Source organism: Halomicroarcula saliterrae (genome assembly GCF_031624395.1).
In the GTDB taxonomy this organism is placed as follows: Archaea; Halobacteriota; Halobacteria; order Halobacteriales; family Haloarculaceae; genus Haloarcula; species Haloarcula saliterrae.
This window is the reverse complement of the sequence record NZ_JAMQON010000001.1, coordinates 268797-284119: the sequence shown is the minus strand read 5'-3', so window position 1 is coordinate 284119 and position 15323 is coordinate 268797. Positions and strand designations below refer to the sequence as shown.

Genomic DNA, 15323 nt, shown 5'->3' with positions numbered 1-15323 from the left:
CCGCGTGGGTCGTGGCCTCAGTAGCCGGTGGCCGCGCTGGCCGCCGTCTGGGGACCCTTGTTGCTCTGCTTGGCGAATGCCAGCCCGAACATGCGGAAGATGGCCACCTGTCCGTAGAAGGTGATGAAGGGGACGAGCAGGTAGCCCACGATAGTGATACCCAACAAGAAACTGACGATGTTGAGGAGGACGCCGACCACAATCGGCATCAGGACAGCGACGAGGTAATCAACGGAGAGCACGACGTTCGATATCATCTCGAAGTCGAACGCCGCGCCGATCGAGCCCTCGACGGCCATGTTCGCCAGCGCCGCCGGCACCAAGTAGTAGACGAGTAACAGCACCGGGATGAAAAGCAGCGCCGTCAGGATGCCGAACCCGGCGATGATGCCACCGCCGCTGTCGCCGGCCGCGCCGCCGATACCCACCAGCACCCCACCGATACCGAGGAACACGATTGTCGGGACCAGTGCGTAGACGAACGCCACGACCGTCGCTTTCAGCCCGTCTACGAAGAGCCCGCCCCAGTCTTCCCACGCGGGGGGTTCCGGGTCGCCGCGGACGCTCGAACCCAGAACCCTGAGCAGGTAGCCCTGGAAGAAGAATATCGGTATGATAAAGAAGGCGAAAAACACCAGCAGACCGCCGATCAACATGCGACCGATCCAGCTCTCTCCTTGCATTGGATACGAAAGTCCGTCTTCTAACATTTTTGAGCCTCACTCAATTTCTTACTATTGTCTCATATAAAGATACCGCCGCAACGGTGATTTATAATGCCAATCACTACAGTAGCGGTGCTACCTGTGGGCGACCGTCCCGGCCGCCTGTCAGGGCGGCGTGTCACTCCTCGGTCTCGTCCTCGTCTTGGCGGTCGTCCAGGAACTCGTGGGCCTGTTCCAGTATCTCGCGCGGGCCGTCCTGTGTGACGGTGTTTATCGCCTGCTCGTAGTCGCGCCACTGCAGGTCGCGGTGCTCGGTCGACAGCTCTGCCGACGCCTCGAAGGACTTCGCGACGAACAGGTGCACCGTCTTGTGGATGGTGTTACCGTTCGCCTCGAACACGTAGTCGTAATCTTCGCGGAAACCGTCCAAGAGCCGGAAATCACCGATTCCGGCCTCCTCTTTCACTTCGCGTATGGCGGTCTGCTGGAGCTCTTCCTCGCCCTCGACGCCGCCCTTGGGGAACTCCCAGTCCCCGGGTCGGCTCTTGAGCAGGAGGTACTCCCGCCGGCCACGCGTATCGCGAAAGAGGATGGCTCCCGCGCTCGTGGCCTCTATCATTATCTGATTTTACATCACGGGTACTTAAGAGAATATCGGAGACGAGCGCCGCGGGCCAGCGGTCCCACAGCGGGCGGAATCGCGCGGGCGTGGCGGGCATCGCCCAGTCGACTATCTGTACGATAACATACAATTACTCCGCAGTATCCCGTTCGTACGGTGGCCCTCGGGTGGTTACGGTCCCCGTCGCTACTGGATGGCCGCGCCCGACGACCGACGCGAAAGGCTGGGCTTTTGGTCGTCGCCAGTCTTCCACCTGTCAATGCCGTTCGTCACGACTCTGACTCTCACCAGTGGGGACCGACACCGCCTCGACAACGTCGTGGCGGATATCAAGGCCCGCGCCGAGCGCAAGGGCGTCGAGCTGAAAGGGCCACACCCGAAACCACCCGAGGAGCTCCGCGTCCCGCAGTCGAAGACGCTGGGGCCCGACGGGGACCGCTTCGACCCGTGGAACTACACCGTCTACACGCGCACCATCGAGATCGTCGGCTACGAGACGTTCGCCCGCGAGGTGACCGCCGAGGCGTTTCCGGCGGGCGTCCACGTCGAGGCCGGCGTCGAACAGCGGACCCAGTTCGGCAGCGGCTCGTAGCGGAGAGTAAAGGCACTCGGCGTCTACGACCCGATATGGACGACCGACGCGAACGGCTGGTGGCGCTGCGCAGGGACCTCCACAGTCACCCCGAGCCAGCGTGGTGTGAGTACTGGACGACCAGTCGCATCGTCGACGAACTGGACCGCATCGGCGTCGAGAACCGTCTGGTCGGCCCCGAGTTGCTCGCCGGCGAGGCCCGGATGGCGGTGCCCGCCGAGGCGACACTGGCCGAGTGGCGCGAGCGCGCTCGCGGGGCGGGCGCACGCGAGGACGTGCTCGACCAGTGTGCGGGCGGCTGCACCGGCGTGCTGGCGACCGTCGAACGGGGCGACGGACCGACGGTCGCGCTCCGGGTCGACATCGACGCGCTCCCGATAACCGAAGCCGAGACGGCCGACCACGCCCCCGCCGACGGCGGCTTTCGCTCCGGCAACGAGGGCTACATGCACGCCTGCGGCCACGACGCCCACGCTGCCATCGGCGTCGGCGTCCTCGAAGCCGTCGTCGAGAGCGACTTTTCCGGGACGTTCAAACTCCTCTTCCAGCCCGCCGAGGAGGTCATCGGCGGCGGGCGCGCGGTCGCCGAGAGCGGCGTGCTGGACGACGTCGACCAGCTGCTGGCCGTCCACGTCGGCCTCGACCACCCGACCGGCGAGGTCGTCGCGGGCGTCGGCGGTTTCCTGGCGGTCCGGCAGTTCGAGGCGACGTTCCGGGGTAAGTCAGCCCACGCCGGCGGCCACCCGGCGGCCGGCCGGGACGCCGTCCAGGCGCTGGCGGCCGCCGTGCAGAACCTCCACGCCATCCGCCGGCACGAGGACGGGGCCACCCGCGTCAACGCCGGCGTCGTCTCCGGCGGGACCGCGACGAACATCGTCCCCGAGCGCGCGACCATCGAGGGTGAGGTGCGGGGCGAGACGACCGCGCTGATGGAGTACATGAGCGAGCGAGCTGATTCGGTAGTCGAGCACGCTGCGGGGATGCACGGCTGTGAGGCCAGCGTCGAGACCCTCGCACAGGCCCCGAGTGCCGAGAGCGACCCCGAACTCGCGGACGTGGTGTACGAGGTCGCTGGCGACACGCCCGGGGTCGATAGCCGCTTGCGGAGCGCGCCGCTGGGGGGCAGCGAGGACGCGACGTATCTGATGGACCGCGTCCAGAAGCACGGTGGCCGGGCGAGCTACGTCGGCATCGGCACCGACCACCCCGGCGGTCACCACACGCCCACCTTCGACGTGGACGAGCGGTCACTCGCAATCGGTGTGGACGTGCTCTCGGGCGCTATCGACCGGCTGTGGTGAGAGCGGCAGCGCCGCTCACTCCAGGTCGAAGCGGTCGAGCGCCATCACTTTGCCCCAGGCGTCCACGAAATCGCGCACGAACTTCTCCTCGGCGTCGTCGGCGCCGTACACTTCCGCGATGGCTCGGAGCCGGGAGTTCGAGCCGAAGACGAGGTCCACGCGGGTCCCTTTCCACCTGACATCGCCCGTCTCGCGGTCGCGACCCTCGTAGACGTTGTCGGCGTTCGCCGCCGGTTCCCACTCCGTGTCCATATCGAGCAGGTTCACGAAGAAATCGTTGGTCAGCGTCTCCGGCCGGTCGGTGAAGACGCCGAGGTCGGACTGCTGGTAGTTCGCGTCCAGCGCGCGCATGCCGCCGACCAGCACCGTCATCTCGGACGCCGTCAGATTCAGCAGCTCCGCCCTGTCCACGAGCAGCTCCTCCGGCGGGCGTTCGACCCCGTCCGCGAGGTAGTTCCGGAACCCGTCGGCGTTCGGCTTGAGGGCCTCGAAGGACTCGATATCGGTGTCCTCCTGCGAGGCGTCGACCCGCCCCGGCTCGAACGGGACGGTCACGTCGTAGCCGGCGTCCGCCGCCGCCCGCTCGACGGCCGCGTTGCCGCCCAGAACTATCAGGTCGGCGAGCGAGACCCTCGTCCCGTCGGACTGTGAGCCGTTGAACTCCGCCTGAATCTCCGACAGCGTCTCCAGCACCGTCGCCAGCTGCTCGGGCTCGTTCACCTCCCAGCTTCGCTGCGGTTCGAGGCGAACGCGGGCGCCGTTCGCCCCGCCGCGTTTGTCGCTGTCCCGGTACGTCGACGCCGCCGCCCACGCGGTCTTGACCAGTTCGGAGACGGACAGTTCCGAATCGAGAAGCGCCTCTTTGAGCTCCGAGACCTCGGCGTCCCCGATTCGGTCGTAGTCGGCGTCGGGGAGCGGGTCCTGCCACAGCATCTCCTCGTCGGGCACCTCCGGGCCGAGGAAGCGCGAGGGCGGCCCCATGTCGCGGTGGGTCAGCTTGTACCAGGCCTTCGCGAACGCGATGCCGAACGCCATCGGGTTGTCCTGGAACCGCTCGACGACGGCCCGGTAGTCGGGGTCCCGCTTCAGGGCGATATCCGTCGTGAGCATCATCGGCGTCCGCGTCTCCGAGGGGTCGTGGGCGTCCGGCACCGTGTCCTCCAGCGCCTCGTCCGTCGGCCGCCACTGCCACGCGCCGCCGGGGCCTTTCTCGGGCTCCCACTCGTAGTCGAGCAGGTTGTCGAGATACCCCATGTCCCACTGCACCGGCGCGTCAGTCCACGGCCCCTCGATACCGCTGGTTATGGTATCGGAGCCCTTGCCGGAGCCGTAGTCGCTCTCCCAGCCGAGCCCCTGCTGCTCGATAGGGGCCGCTTCGGGCTCGGGGCCGAGTTCGTCACTGGAGTCGGCGCCGTGGACCTTCCCGAACGTGTGGCCGCCGGCGATGAGCGCGACCGTCTCCTCGTCGTTCATCGCCATACGGCCGAAGGACTCCCGGATGTTCTCCGCCGACGCTTCCGGGTCCGGTTGCCCGTCCGGCCCCTCCGGATTGACGTAGATGAGTCCCATCACCGTGGCGCCCAGTCCCTCCTGGAGTTCGCCGTCCTCGAAGCGTTCGGACGCTTCCATCTCGTCTTCGGGCCCCCAGTCGACGGCCGGGTCGGGCTCGAAGGCGTCCTCGCGCCCGCCGGCGAAGCCGAAAGTCTCGGCTCCCATCGACTCGATGGCGACGTTGCCGGCCAGTATTATCAGGTCGGCCCACGAGAGATTGCGGCCGTACTTCTGCTTGACCGGCCAGAGCAGTCGGCGCGCCTTGTCGAGGTTGGCGTTGTCGGGCCAGCTGTTCAGCGGCGCGAGGCGCTGTCTCCCGCCGGAGGCTCCCCCGCGGCCGTCGCCGGTTCGGTACGTCCCCGCGCTGTGCCAGGCCATCCGGATGAACAGCGGCCCGTAGTGGCCGTAGTCGGCCGGCCACCAGTCCTGCGAGGTCGTCATCACCTCTTCGATGTCCGACTTCACGGCGTCGAGGTCGAGTGACTCGAACGCCTCGGCGTAGTCGAACTCCTCGTCCATCGGGTCGACCCGGCGCTCGTTCCGGTCGAGAATCTCCACGTTCAGTTGATTCGGCCACCAATCTTGATTTGACCCAGTCATCGTCGAGTAGTTACCGCCTTGGCCTGTTAAAATTGTCTCTGTAGTGCCAGGTGTTTGCTGTACGTGAGAGAAATATGTTGGGTTTGAAAACACGTGTTTGTTATAAACAAGAAATAGCTGCAATGAGGGCGAAACGAGGGGGTATGGCGGTCGCTAACTACTGTGGGTAGCCTGCCGGCAATCCGTACAAGCCAACCCGGCCAGTCAGTACTTCGGGTCGGCGCCGGTGACAGCGTAGATGTCGTCCATGATGGCGTCGCGCTCGCGCTGCCACGCCTCGAAGCCCGACCGGTCGGTCGGGTAGGAGTCGTAGTGGTCGAGGAGGCGGTCGGCGGCCTTCTTCGTCCGGTAGAGGTCCCGAATGGTGCCCCAGTGGCCGAAGCTCTTGACGGCCATCTTGAGCTTCAGCCCGAGACCGACGCTCGTCGACCCGCCGTACAGCGCCTCGGCGAGCTTCTCGCCCGGGATGGAGGCGAGCAGCGCCATCAGGTCGTCCACGTCGTAGGCGGTCGTGAAGATGTTGTACACGTCCAGCGCGGCGTAGCGCGCCCCGAAGTCGTTCATCACGTTGACGTTGTACTCCCAGAGGGCGTCCTCGTCGTCGGTGCGGTCGTCCTCGATGGCGTCGATGGCCTGCTCGGCGGCGTACTTGCCCGCGTACGCCGCCCCGGCGATACCCCCGCCGGTCGTGGGGTTGACGTGGGCGGCGGCGTCGCCGACGGCCATGTAGCCCGGTGCGACCGCCGAGTCGTATGGCCGTCGCGTGGGGAGGGCGGCACCGAGCTTGTCGGTGACTTCCCCGCCCTCGAACTCCGGGCGCTCCCGGAGGTCGGCCTTGAGGTCGTCGACGAGCTCCATCGGTTCCTCGTTCATCTGGAAGCCCAGGCCGGCGTTTATCTCCGTCTCCGTGCGCGGGAAGTACCAGAGGTACCCCGCCGACCGCTCGGTGGGTTTGAACACCAGCGCGTCGTCCCACTCGACGGGGTCGTCGACCTCGACGATCTCGCGGTACGCCGAGCAGAACTGCGAGTAGCGGACGTTCGTATCGAAGGTCGTGCCCTCGAAGTCGGTCTTGTCCTGCAGCAGTGAGAGCGCACCGGCGCCGTCGATGACGATGTCGGCGTCGTAGGTGACGTGGTCGCCCCGGCGAGTCGCTTCGAGGCCGGTGACGGTGCCGTCGTCAGTCTGGATGACGTCCTGAACGACGGTGTCGTAGTGGAACTGGGCGCCCGCGTCGTCGGCGCCCTCGATGAGACACCGGCCGTACTCCCACCGGTCGATGACGGCCAGTTCGCCCGGGACCGGAATCTCCAGGACGGTGTCTTCCTGTGGAATCTCGAAGCGGCCGTGGTCGACGTCCGTGTTGGTGAAGGCGGGTTCGAGCTGTGACTTTGGGATAGCCTCCGGGAAGTCGCTCGCCCCTTTCAGCGCGTCGCCGCAGGCGATGTGGCCCGCCTCCTCGGCGTCCTTGCGCTCGATGATAACGACGTCGTAGCCCGCGCCGGCGACTGTCGCGGCGGCGTAACAGCCCGACGTCCCCGCCCCGACGACGGCCACGTCGTACTGGTGAGTAGTCATGCACGCTGGTCCAGCCCGGAGCGCAAAAATCGTTCCGACTGTCCTTTTGTTTCCGCTGGCCCGTCGATAAAGAGTTTAGACGGAGGCCGGCAAACTCGAACGTATGACAGATTACACCGTCTCCTTCGTCGGGACCGGCGAGGAGATAACGGTCTCGGACACGGAGACCATCCTCTCGCGCTGTATCGAGGAGGGGATCGCCCAGGAGTACTCCTGTCGCGTCGGGATGTGTCTGGCGTGCTCGGCCGAGATTCTCTCCGGCGAGGTCGTCCAGCCGGCGTCGCGCGGGCTCACCGAACAGGAACGCGAGAACTACGCGCTCACCTGTATGGCCCGCCCGGCGTCGGACCTGGAGCTCGACCGCGGCAAGTATCCGCCCAGTATCGAGGGCGACGCCGCGGCGGCGGCGGACGACTAGCGAGGCCGCGAGCGGTGCGAACGGCTTCCTCGTGTGCGAGCGGTGACGGGAGCCGCGAGCAGCGGGGACGCGAGACGACCGACACGTCGCAACTGCGCTCCCGACGTGTGACCACGAACCGTCGGCCACTGCTGTGAGTGAGTAACTCACACACTACGTCCAACTGATAGAATAGAAGGGCAGGTCATATAAGCACGTGGTCCGTAGTGTAGGGTGACACCAGCGTCAGCGGACGGCCGTCGACGACTTGACACACTCTCCCAACCATGACCAGCCGTGTATACAGACTTCACTCGACGCTCGAACTGCCACTGGAAGACGCGTACGATTTCTTCGAGGACCCGAACCTCCCGCCGGAGATCGCTGACGTAGACATCACCCGTCGGAACAACACGCTCATCGTCAGTGCCGTCGCGAAAGACGACAGTATGAGCAAGTATACGCCGACGGCACAACTGAAAGCCAGCGTTACCGAGAACCGCGTCTACGAGGAAGACCCCGAAGAGATGGGGCCGCCCGGCGCGGCCTCGACAGGCTCGGCCGGCGGCGGTCCACAGTGGGGGACACTCGAAGAGGAAGAGGAAGAGATCGAGTCCGAACTCGTCGAATACGCCTGTTTCAAGGGCGACCGCGAAACCGTTCTCCAGAACACGGCGCTCCAGTACGCCATGTTCGAGGTGCTGTGTGAAGTCGCGAAAGTAGCCGAGAAGGGGACGTTGACCGCCATCGCGGCCGTCGACGAGGAGCTCGAAGCCGTCCGCATCGTCGACGGCGAGGAGCATCCCGCTTCCATCAACGTCGTCGAAGACCCCGCCGACGAGAGCGAGGAAGAGGGCGTCAACTGGCGGGACAACGAGTTCATCTCGTAAGCGTCGTCGCGTCTCACGCAACCGCGAACTCTTCGCCAGCGACGCGCTCGGCGAGTTCCAGCGTGACGTTGGCTTCGATGTAGGCCGCGACCACGATGAGCAGCGCGGCCGTCGCGACCAGATAGCCGGCCTCCCGGAGGTCCCGCCGCGTCACGAGGTCGTCTTCGAGCCCGCGGATGTACCGGACCGTGAGCCGGGCAAAGCGGAGGCCGACGGCAGAGGCGACGAGCAACGCCGGGATTTCGAGGACGCCGTGGGGGACGATGAGCACAGCGACCACGAGGGGGTCGACCTGCTGGACGGCGATACCGACGACGGCGCCCAGAAGCAGCCCGTTCAGGACGAGCCCGAAGAGGGTGACCAGCCCGAGCGACACCGCGCCGAGCAACAGCACGAGCATCGCGGTGAGGTTGTTGACGGCGAGGTCCACCGTCGTCAGCGGGGGGAAGACCCCGTTCGAGCCACCGCCCCCCGCCGCCGGCAGCGAGTCGACGGGGACGGCACTGCCCAGCAGGAACCCGGCGACGCTGCTCACACCGAGCACCAGCGCTGCCACGGACCCGTAGAGGACGAGCCACCGGCGACAGATCGCACGCGCCGCGGCCAGACGAGGCGTCATGGTCCAACCGAGGGCCGTCGCGGGCAAAAACACCGGTGGCCGAGTCGCGTGTGAACGCGACACACAGAAGTCGACTATCCAAAAAGTTCTTACAACCGCTAATTATATCTCATTACACGATGTCCGAAACAGCCGAGTTCCCCGACTACCTCGACATCGACTACTCCGATGGCGAGGGCGAGGAACCCGAGGAGTACCCGACCGTCAACCACAAGATAGAGAAGGCTATCGAGGTCACGAAGCAGGGCCTCGAACAGTACGAGAACCCCGTCGTCATGTGGACCGGCGGGAAGGACTCGACGCTGACGCTGTACTTCGTCAAGGAAGTCGCCGACCGCTTCGACCTGGAAGTGCCGCCGGTCGTCTTCATCGACCACTACCAGCACTTCGACGAGCTCATCGACTACGTCAAGTACTGGGCCGACGAGTGGGACCTCGAAGTCATCTGGGCCCGCAACGAGGACGTCGGCGACTACGTCGACGAGAACGGCCTCACGCCCGGCGACGACATCCCCATCTCGGAGCTCTCCGAGCACAACCAGCACCACGTCCGCAACATCCTCGAGTACGAGGAGGACACGTTCCCGTTCCTGCTCGACACCTACGTCGGTAACCACCTCCTGAAGACGGTGGCGCTGAACGACGCTATCGAGGAGTACGACGTCGACGGCATCCTGTCGGGTATCCGCTGGGACGAGCAGGAGTCCCGCGCCGACGAGACGTTCTTCTCGCCGCGTCACGACCCCGACATCTACCCGCCACACGACCGCATCCAGCCGATTCTCCAGTTCGCCGAGCCCGACGTCTGGGAGGCCTTCTGGAACTTCGTCGTGCCGGACACCGTCGAGGGCTACCCCGAGGAAGGGTACGTCCCGCAGGGTCAGGACGACCTGCCCGAGGGTATCGAGAAGGAGGACGTGCCGGTCTCGCCGAAGTACTTCGCCGGGTTCCGCTCGCTCGGGAGCGAGGTCAGCACCGACAAGTCCGCCGACGAACCGGCCTGGCTGCAGGACATGGCCAACACGACCGAACGCGCCGGCCGCGCCCAGGACAAAGAGGACCTGATGGAGCGCCTGCGCGACCTCGGCTACATGTAAGCTCGGTCCGGCAAGACGCGGTTTCTCCGCTTTTTCGCGGCGCTCAGTCGTACGTCCAGTAGTTGGCCGAGCCGACGTCGATGCGGACCGCCGTGTTCTCGGCCCACTCGTCCTCGTCGGCGCCGTAGCGGTCGTTGATACGGTGCCGTATCTCGCGGTCCGCCGTGTCGTCCTCGACGACGGTCGCCGTCCCCCGGAGCGTCACGCCCCACTGGGCGTCGCCCGAATCGTCGTCCTGCACCGAGAGCGCGACCCGGGGGTTCCGACGGACGTTGTCGAGTTTTTTCCCGGTGGTGACGATTTCGACGACGCCGTCGCGGTAGTTGTACCAGACGGGCGCGACGTGGGGCCGGTCCTCGTAGCTCGTCGCCAGGTGAGCGACGTGGACGCCGCTGGTGAGCAGTTCGACGGCCGCCTCGGGAATGTCGTCGGCCATACCGCTGTTACGGCCGCACGGCCCAAGAAACTGTCACACGAACAATCGTTCTCGCGTGTCGCTCACTCGACGGCCCGGTACTGGTCCCCGTCCCGTTCCAGTCGTCCGTTGGCCACGGCGACTTCGAGCGCGCGGTCGACCTCGCGCTTGTCGATGGTGGTCGCGCCCAGCAGCGAGTCCACCTGCGCCCGGGAACACCAGCCCTCGGCGCCGGCGACGTCAGCGACGGTTTCGACGACGCGGTCGGCGATGTCGCTCGGCATCGCGCGGACCGACGGCTGCCACCCACTTGGCTGTCGGGGTGTCCGGCGACATCTATTTTCCCGGGCCGGCCCACCGTGTGGGTGTGAACGAGCGCCGAGAGCGGGTCGTCCTCGCGGCCGTCGTCTTCGTCGTCCTGCTGGCACAGGTGTTGCTGTATCCCGGTATCGACACCTTGGTCCGCGCGCTGGGCGCGGGGTTCGTACTCGACGCCAGCATGTGGTTCCTCGCCGCCGAGTTCGCGGCCTTCGTCGCTTTCGCCGGCGTGTGGGGCGCGGTCAGTGACGCCACCGGCCGGCGCGTCCCCTTCATCGTCGGCGGCGCCGTGGTCGGGAGCGGCCTGTACGCCGTGCTGGCGATACTCCCGACCGTCGCCAGCGTCTCCTTTGGTACCGTCCTCCTGATTCGCGCGCTCCAGGGCGCGGCGACCATCGCCGCCTTTTCCCTGTCGATGACGATGCTGATGGACCTCTCCGGGGGCCACGGGAAGAACATGGGTGCAGCCGGTATCGCCATCGGCTCCGGGACGGCCCTCGGCGCGCCGCTGGGCGGCCAGCTCTACGGCGTCTCACCGACGCTACCGCTCGCCGTCGCGAGCGCGCTGTTGCTCGTGGTGGCGCTGCTGGCGACGCTGGTGACCGACCGCGCGCCGCCGGACGAGGCCGGCCGACTGCGCGGGGCCGTCCGTCGTCTGGGCCGGACTCCCGAGCTGTCGATTCCCTACGCCTTCGGCTTCATCGACCGGCTGACCGCCGGCTTCTTCGCGCTCGTCGGAACGCTGTACTTCCGGGAGGCCTTCGGGCTCTCGCCGGGCGAGACCGGGCTCATGCTCGCGCTGTTTTTCGCCCCGTTCGCGCTGTTGCAGTACCCCTTCGGCGTGCTCTCGGACAGCGTCGGCCGAACAGCACCCATCGTCGCCGGGTCGTCGCTCTACGGTCTGGCGGTCGTCGGCGTCGGCCTGGCCCCGACCGTCGTGACGGCGGGGCTCGGGATGGTCGCCGTCGGCGTCATCGGCGCGCTGATGGCCCCGGCGACGATGGCGCTGGTCACCGACCTCGTCGGCGAGACCGAACGCGGCACGGCGATGGCCGGCTTCAACGCCGCCGGGAGCGTCGGGTTTCTGGCCGGTATTCTGGTCGGCGGCTCCGTCGCCGGCGAGTTCGGCTACCTCGCGGCGTTCGCCGTCGCGGGCGGGGCCGAGGTGGCGCTCGCGCTGCTCGCGCTGCCGCGGCTGCTGGCACTCGAACTGCCGGCCGAGGAGCGGGCGGCCGGGTAGCGCCCCGCCCGGACGGACCGTGCGAACGAGTCGCAGGGCGGGGAAACACTCAACAGACCACCGATACAGGACAGCGTATGAGTGGCGACGCAGCGACGTACGACTGGCTGACGCTCGATTCGGACGAGGAGATCCTCTGGTCGGGCAAGCCGGCGGCCGAGACGATGTACGGGGCCTATCTGACCGGTATCCCTCTCATCCTCTTTTTCGGGCTCGGCTTGGTGATACTCGGTGGCGCCTATCTGAACCGCCAGAACACCGACTACGTCGTGACCGACAAGTCAGTGTACAAGAAGACCGGCATCCTCAGCCGGTCGGTCTCGGAAGTCGAGTACGAGAAAGTCCAGAACACCTCCTTCTCCGTCGGCGTCGTCGGCCGGTACTTCGACTACGGGAACGTCGATATCAGCACGGCCGGCGGCTCCGGTGTCGAGATGACCCTGCGAGGGGTCAGCTCGCCACAGGACGTCCAGAAACGACTGAGCCGCCGGGTCAAGGAGGTCCAGGGCGACCGCGGTCGGGGCGACGAGGAGACGAAACCGGACGTGCTCGACGAGATACTGACCGAGTTGCGGGCGATTCGCGTCGCCGTGGAGTCGGGCGACGGCACAGCCGAGCGTGACAGCGGCACCGAGCGTGACGACGGCGGCGCCACTGACTGGGACCCCGAGCGGCCATGACCGTCCCGGACTGGGCCCCTGCCGGAGCCGACGAGACGGTCGTCTGGCAGGGCCAGCCACGGCAGCGAGTCGTCCACCTGGGCGTCGCGGTCGGCGTCGTCGTCGCGGTCGTGGTGCTGGCCGGCACCGCCGTCGCCGCGTCGAGCGGTGCGGTCCCTGCGACGCTGGCCGCGGCCGTCGGCGTGCCGACAGCGCTGCTCGCGTTCGCCGTGCCCGCGGGCGGGGCGTGGCTCTGGCGGCGGTCGACCCGCTACGTCCTGACCGACGCCGCGCTCTACCACCGGACGGGCGTGCTCTCGCTGACGGTGACCGAGCTCCGACTGGGCAAGATACAGAACACGAGCTACAGCCAGGGCGTCTTCGGGACCCTCTTCGACCACGGGACCGTCACCGTCGACACCGCCGGGAGCCAGGGCGCGGAGCTGACCCTGCGCCAGCTCGACGGGCCGAAGTCGGTCCACCAGCGCGTCGCCGAGGCCGCGGGGAGCGCGAACGGCGAGCACGGGGAGGGGATTCCCGGCTCGCTGGCGGGATGGCAGGCGGTCCGCGCGGAGGTCCGACGGGTTCGGGCCGCTATCGTCGGCCAGCGGCCCTAGGTCGCCTCCTCGATTCCCTCCAGCGCCTCCGGGTTCTCGATGCTGGACATGTCCCCCGGCTCCTCGCCGCGGTAGGTCGCCCCGATGGCCCGCCGGAGTATCTTCCCGCTCTGGGTCTTCGGGAACGCGTCGACGAACAGCACCTCCCGGGGCCGGAACGGCGTGCCGAGTTCCTCGCCGACAGTCGCGCTGACGGCCTCGCGCAGGTCCTCCGACGGTTCCCTGTCCGGTTCGAGAACGACGTAGAGGACGACGGCCGTCCCGGTCGTCTCGTCGGGGGCGCCGACGGCTGCGGCCTGATTAACCGCGGGATGGTCCATCGCCGCGCCCTCGACCTCCGCGGGGCCGACCTTCCGCCCGGCGACGTTGAGCGCGTCGTCGGCCCGGCCGTGGAGAAACCAGAGGCCGTCGTCGTCCTGCTGGGCCCAGTCGCCGTGGTTCCACAGGCCGTCCCAGCGCGACCAGTACTCCTCGATGTAGCGCTCGTCCCCGCTCCAGAGCGACTTCGTCATCGAGGGACAGGAATCGCGGGCGACGAGATAACCGCGCTCGTGCGCGTCGGCGATGGAGTCGCCGGCCTCGTCGACGACGTCGATGTCCATGCCGAGACCGGGACCGCCCAGCGTGCAGGGTTTGAGCTTCTGGATGGGCATCGGCATCAGAAAGCAGCCCATGATTTCGGTCCCGCCGGAGATGTTGATGACGGGACAGTCGCCGCCGCCGACGTTGTCGTAGAACCACTGCCAGCTCTCGGGGTCCCAGGGCTCGCCGGTCGACCCGAGCAGGCGGAGACTGGAGAGGTCGTGCCCGTCGAGCCACTCGTCACCTTTCTTGCGCAGCGCGCGGACAGCGGTCGGCGAGACGCCGAAGACGGTCAGGTCGTGGCGGTCTATCATCGCCCAGAAGCGGTCGGGGTCCGGATAGTCGGGCGCCCCCTCGTACATGAAGACGGTCCCACCCAGCGCGTGGTTGCCCAGCAGCGTCCACGGCCCCATCATCCAGCCGATGTCGCTGACCCAGAAGAATCGGTCGCCGGGTTTGTGGTCGAAGCCGAAGTAGATCTCCTTGGCGGCCTGCAGGAGCGCTCCCGCGTGCGTGTGGACGATGCCTTTCGGTTCTCCGGTGGTCCCCGATGAGTACAGCAGCATCGACTCCTGGCCGCTCGGGAGGGACTTGTCCTCGTAGCCGCCGGGCTGTGATTCGACGGCCTCGTCCCACCACTCGTCGCGGCGGGTCCACGTGAGCGTCTCGTCGGGGTCGTCGGCAGTCCCCACTCTGTCGTAGACCACGGTGTGTTCGACGCCGTCGCCGTCGACTCGACTCCGGGCCCGTTCGATAGCCGCGTCCGCAGTCTCTTTGAGTTCGACCGGCGAGCCGCGCCGGTAGAAGCCGTCGCCCGTGAAAAGCACCGAGCAGTCGGCGTCCGCGATGCGAGTCGCCGTCGCGTCGACGCCAAAGCCCGAGAAGATGGGGACGGCGACTGCGCCGGCTTTCAGACAGCCATAGAAGATGCTGGCCACCTCGGGGACCATCGGCATGTACAGGCCCACGGTGTCGCCCGTCTCCACGCCGACGGATTCGAGGTAGTTGGCGACGCGGTTGCTCTCCTCGTGGAGGTCGTGATAGGTGACCTGACGCACGTCGCCCGGTTCCCCCTCCCAGACCAGCGCGACCTGGTTTCGCACGTCGGTGTCGGGCGCCGCGTGGCGGGAAACGGCGTTGTGCGCCGCGTTCAGCTCGCCTCCGGGGTACCAGTTCGTGAACTGCGGGCCGTCGAACGTCTCCGTCTCGCCGCTCGCGGTCTCGACAGTGCGCGTCTCGGTCTCCCGGACCGAGTCGTACTCCTCGAAGAAGTCGACGTGGAGATAGTCGACGAGTTCGTCCCAGAACCAGTCGACGCCGGACGCCTCGACGCCCTCGATGTCGGTCGTCGTCCGGCGTATCAGCTCGTCGTACTCGTCGATACCGAACGTCTGCATGAACTGCCAGACGTTGGTCGATTCGACGAACTCCCGCGTGGGTTCGTGAGCTATCCCGTCCAGTTCTTCGAGTGACTCCGAGGCCATACCGTGATAGCTCGTCACATCCGACTAAGTAATTGACCGGCTGTGACGGCGCGTGGACGATCACAGTCACTGCCTTCGGCCCCCGGAAACCCTTTT

General features: G+C 67.0%; 16 protein-coding genes. 8 read left to right on the top strand and 8 right to left on the bottom strand.

All coding sequences use genetic code 11. The features are described from left to right. Positions 1 to 17 precede the first annotated feature (17 nt). Positions 18 to 683, bottom strand: coding sequence for a DUF4013 domain-containing protein (locus tag NDI56_RS01495; protein WP_310917637.1), 666 nt, complete (start codon positions 681 to 683; stop codon positions 18 to 20). Positions 684 to 843: 160 nt separating this feature from the next. Next, positions 844 to 1284 carry a bis(5'-nucleosyl)-tetraphosphatase gene (locus NDI56_RS01490; protein ID WP_310917636.1) on the bottom strand — a complete coding sequence of 147 codons (441 nt, stop codon included), beginning with the start codon at positions 1282 to 1284 and terminating at the stop codon, positions 844 to 846. Between the two features lie 262 nt (positions 1285 to 1546). On the opposite strand from NDI56_RS01490, the gene NDI56_RS01485 reads away from it, so the two are divergent. Both NDI56_RS01485 and NDI56_RS01480 read left to right on the top strand, forming a co-directional pair. Then, positions 1547 to 1879: an uS10/mL48 family ribosomal protein gene (locus NDI56_RS01485; protein WP_310917635.1), complete on the top strand. Its 333-nt coding sequence runs from the start codon at positions 1547 to 1549 to the stop codon at positions 1877 to 1879. 35 nt (positions 1880 to 1914) lie between these two features. Beyond that, entirely contained in the window at positions 1915 to 3180 is a 1266-nt protein-coding gene (locus NDI56_RS01480) for an amidohydrolase (RefSeq protein WP_310917634.1), read from the top strand. 15 nt (positions 3181 to 3195) lie between these two features. On the opposite strand, the gene katG is transcribed toward NDI56_RS01480, so the two are convergent. Continuing rightward, positions 3196 to 5331, bottom strand: coding sequence for a catalase/peroxidase HPI (katG, locus tag NDI56_RS01475; RefSeq protein ID WP_310917633.1), 2136 nt, complete (start codon positions 5329 to 5331; stop codon positions 3196 to 3198). Between the two features lie 204 nt (positions 5332 to 5535). Next, positions 5536 to 6909: a geranylgeranyl reductase family protein gene (locus tag NDI56_RS01470; RefSeq protein WP_310917632.1), complete on the bottom strand. Its 1374-nt coding sequence runs from the start codon at positions 6907 to 6909 to the stop codon at positions 5536 to 5538. 103 nt (positions 6910 to 7012) lie between these two features. Here NDI56_RS01470 and NDI56_RS01465 point away from each other — a divergent pair, with 103 nt between their 5' ends. Beyond that, positions 7013 to 7327: a 2Fe-2S iron-sulfur cluster-binding protein gene (locus NDI56_RS01465; RefSeq protein WP_310917631.1), complete on the top strand. Its 315-nt coding sequence runs from the start codon at positions 7013 to 7015 to the stop codon at positions 7325 to 7327. Positions 7328 to 7593: 266 nt separating this feature from the next. Continuing rightward, positions 7594 to 8196 (top strand): DUF7110 family protein, encoded by a 603-nt coding sequence (locus NDI56_RS01460; protein WP_310917630.1) that lies wholly within the window; start codon positions 7594 to 7596, stop codon positions 8194 to 8196. Positions 8197 to 8209: 13 nt separating this feature from the next. Here NDI56_RS01460 and NDI56_RS01455 read toward each other — a convergent pair whose 3' ends face one another. After that, the gene (locus NDI56_RS01455) at positions 8210 to 8815 is read right to left on the bottom strand and encodes a stage II sporulation protein M (RefSeq protein ID WP_310917629.1); all 606 of its coding nucleotides are present in this window, start codon (positions 8813 to 8815) and stop codon (positions 8210 to 8212) included. Positions 8816 to 8934: 119 nt separating this feature from the next. Here NDI56_RS01455 and NDI56_RS01450 point away from each other — a divergent pair, with 119 nt between their 5' ends. Beyond that, entirely contained in the window at positions 8935 to 9912 is a 978-nt protein-coding gene (locus NDI56_RS01450) for a phosphoadenosine phosphosulfate reductase family protein (protein ID WP_310917628.1), read from the top strand. Between the two features lie 43 nt (positions 9913 to 9955). Here the strand turns inward: NDI56_RS01450 and NDI56_RS01445 are convergent, their stop codons facing one another. Together NDI56_RS01445 and NDI56_RS01440 are read right to left on the bottom strand one after the other, a co-directional pair. Beyond that, positions 9956 to 10348 carry a pyridoxamine 5'-phosphate oxidase family protein gene (locus NDI56_RS01445; RefSeq protein WP_310917627.1) on the bottom strand — a complete coding sequence of 131 codons (393 nt, stop codon included), beginning with the start codon at positions 10346 to 10348 and terminating at the stop codon, positions 9956 to 9958. 62 nt (positions 10349 to 10410) lie between these two features. Continuing rightward, positions 10411 to 10611, bottom strand: a complete 201-nt coding sequence (locus tag NDI56_RS01440; protein WP_310917626.1) for a hypothetical protein — start codon at positions 10609 to 10611, stop codon at positions 10411 to 10413. 83 nt (positions 10612 to 10694) lie between these two features. Between NDI56_RS01440 and NDI56_RS01435 the strand changes: the two genes are divergently transcribed. From NDI56_RS01435 to NDI56_RS01425, 3 genes are all read left to right on the top strand, one after another. After that, positions 10695 to 11885: an MFS transporter gene (locus NDI56_RS01435; RefSeq protein ID WP_310917625.1), complete on the top strand. Its 1191-nt coding sequence runs from the start codon at positions 10695 to 10697 to the stop codon at positions 11883 to 11885. A 77-nt stretch (positions 11886 to 11962) separates the two neighbouring features. Then, positions 11963 to 12565 carry a PH domain-containing protein gene (locus tag NDI56_RS01430; RefSeq protein ID WP_310917624.1) on the top strand — a complete coding sequence of 201 codons (603 nt, stop codon included), beginning with the start codon at positions 11963 to 11965 and terminating at the stop codon, positions 12563 to 12565. After that, entirely contained in the window at positions 12562 to 13161 is a 600-nt protein-coding gene (locus NDI56_RS01425; RefSeq protein WP_310917623.1) for a PH domain-containing protein, read from the top strand. Before NDI56_RS01430 ends, NDI56_RS01425 begins: the two co-directional genes overlap by 4 nt. Here NDI56_RS01425 and NDI56_RS01420 read toward each other — a convergent pair. Next, the gene (locus NDI56_RS01420) at positions 13158 to 15227 is read right to left on the bottom strand and encodes an AMP-binding protein (RefSeq protein ID WP_310917622.1); all 2070 of its coding nucleotides are present in this window, start codon (positions 15225 to 15227) and stop codon (positions 13158 to 13160) included. The two genes, NDI56_RS01425 and NDI56_RS01420, sit on opposite strands and share 4 nt — an antisense overlap. Positions 15228 to 15323: the final 96 nt, after the last annotated feature.

Excerpts from the sequence above, each read along its gene's own strand:
- NDI56_RS01495 (WP_310917637.1), bottom strand. The coding sequence starts at position 683 with ATGCAAGGAGAGAGCTGGATCGGTCGCATGTTGATCGGCGGTCTGCTG.
- NDI56_RS01490 (WP_310917636.1), bottom strand. The coding sequence starts at position 1,284 with ATGATAGAGGCCACGAGCGCGGGAGCCATCCTCTTTCGCGATACGCGT.
- NDI56_RS01485 (WP_310917635.1), top strand. The coding sequence starts at position 1,547 with ATGCCGTTCGTCACGACTCTGACTCTCACCAGTGGGGACCGACACCGC.
- NDI56_RS01480 (WP_310917634.1), top strand. The coding sequence starts at position 1,915 with ATGGACGACCGACGCGAACGGCTGGTGGCGCTGCGCAGGGACCTCCAC.
- katG (WP_310917633.1), bottom strand. The coding sequence starts at position 5,331 with ATGACTGGGTCAAATCAAGATTGGTGGCCGAATCAACTGAACGTGGAG.
- NDI56_RS01470 (WP_310917632.1), bottom strand. The coding sequence starts at position 6,909 with ATGACTACTCACCAGTACGACGTGGCCGTCGTCGGGGCGGGGACGTCG.
- NDI56_RS01465 (WP_310917631.1), top strand. The coding sequence starts at position 7,013 with ATGACAGATTACACCGTCTCCTTCGTCGGGACCGGCGAGGAGATAACG.
- NDI56_RS01460 (WP_310917630.1), top strand. The coding sequence starts at position 7,594 with ATGACCAGCCGTGTATACAGACTTCACTCGACGCTCGAACTGCCACTG.
- NDI56_RS01455 (WP_310917629.1), bottom strand. The coding sequence starts at position 8,815 with ATGACGCCTCGTCTGGCCGCGGCGCGTGCGATCTGTCGCCGGTGGCTC.
- NDI56_RS01450 (WP_310917628.1), top strand. The coding sequence starts at position 8,935 with ATGTCCGAAACAGCCGAGTTCCCCGACTACCTCGACATCGACTACTCC.
- NDI56_RS01445 (WP_310917627.1), bottom strand. The coding sequence starts at position 10,348 with ATGGCCGACGACATTCCCGAGGCGGCCGTCGAACTGCTCACCAGCGGC.
- NDI56_RS01440 (WP_310917626.1), bottom strand. The coding sequence starts at position 10,611 with ATGCCGAGCGACATCGCCGACCGCGTCGTCGAAACCGTCGCTGACGTC.
- NDI56_RS01430 (WP_310917624.1), top strand. The coding sequence starts at position 11,963 with ATGAGTGGCGACGCAGCGACGTACGACTGGCTGACGCTCGATTCGGAC.
- NDI56_RS01425 (WP_310917623.1), top strand. The coding sequence starts at position 12,562 with ATGACCGTCCCGGACTGGGCCCCTGCCGGAGCCGACGAGACGGTCGTC.
- NDI56_RS01420 (WP_310917622.1), bottom strand. The coding sequence starts at position 15,227 with ATGGCCTCGGAGTCACTCGAAGAACTGGACGGGATAGCTCACGAACCC.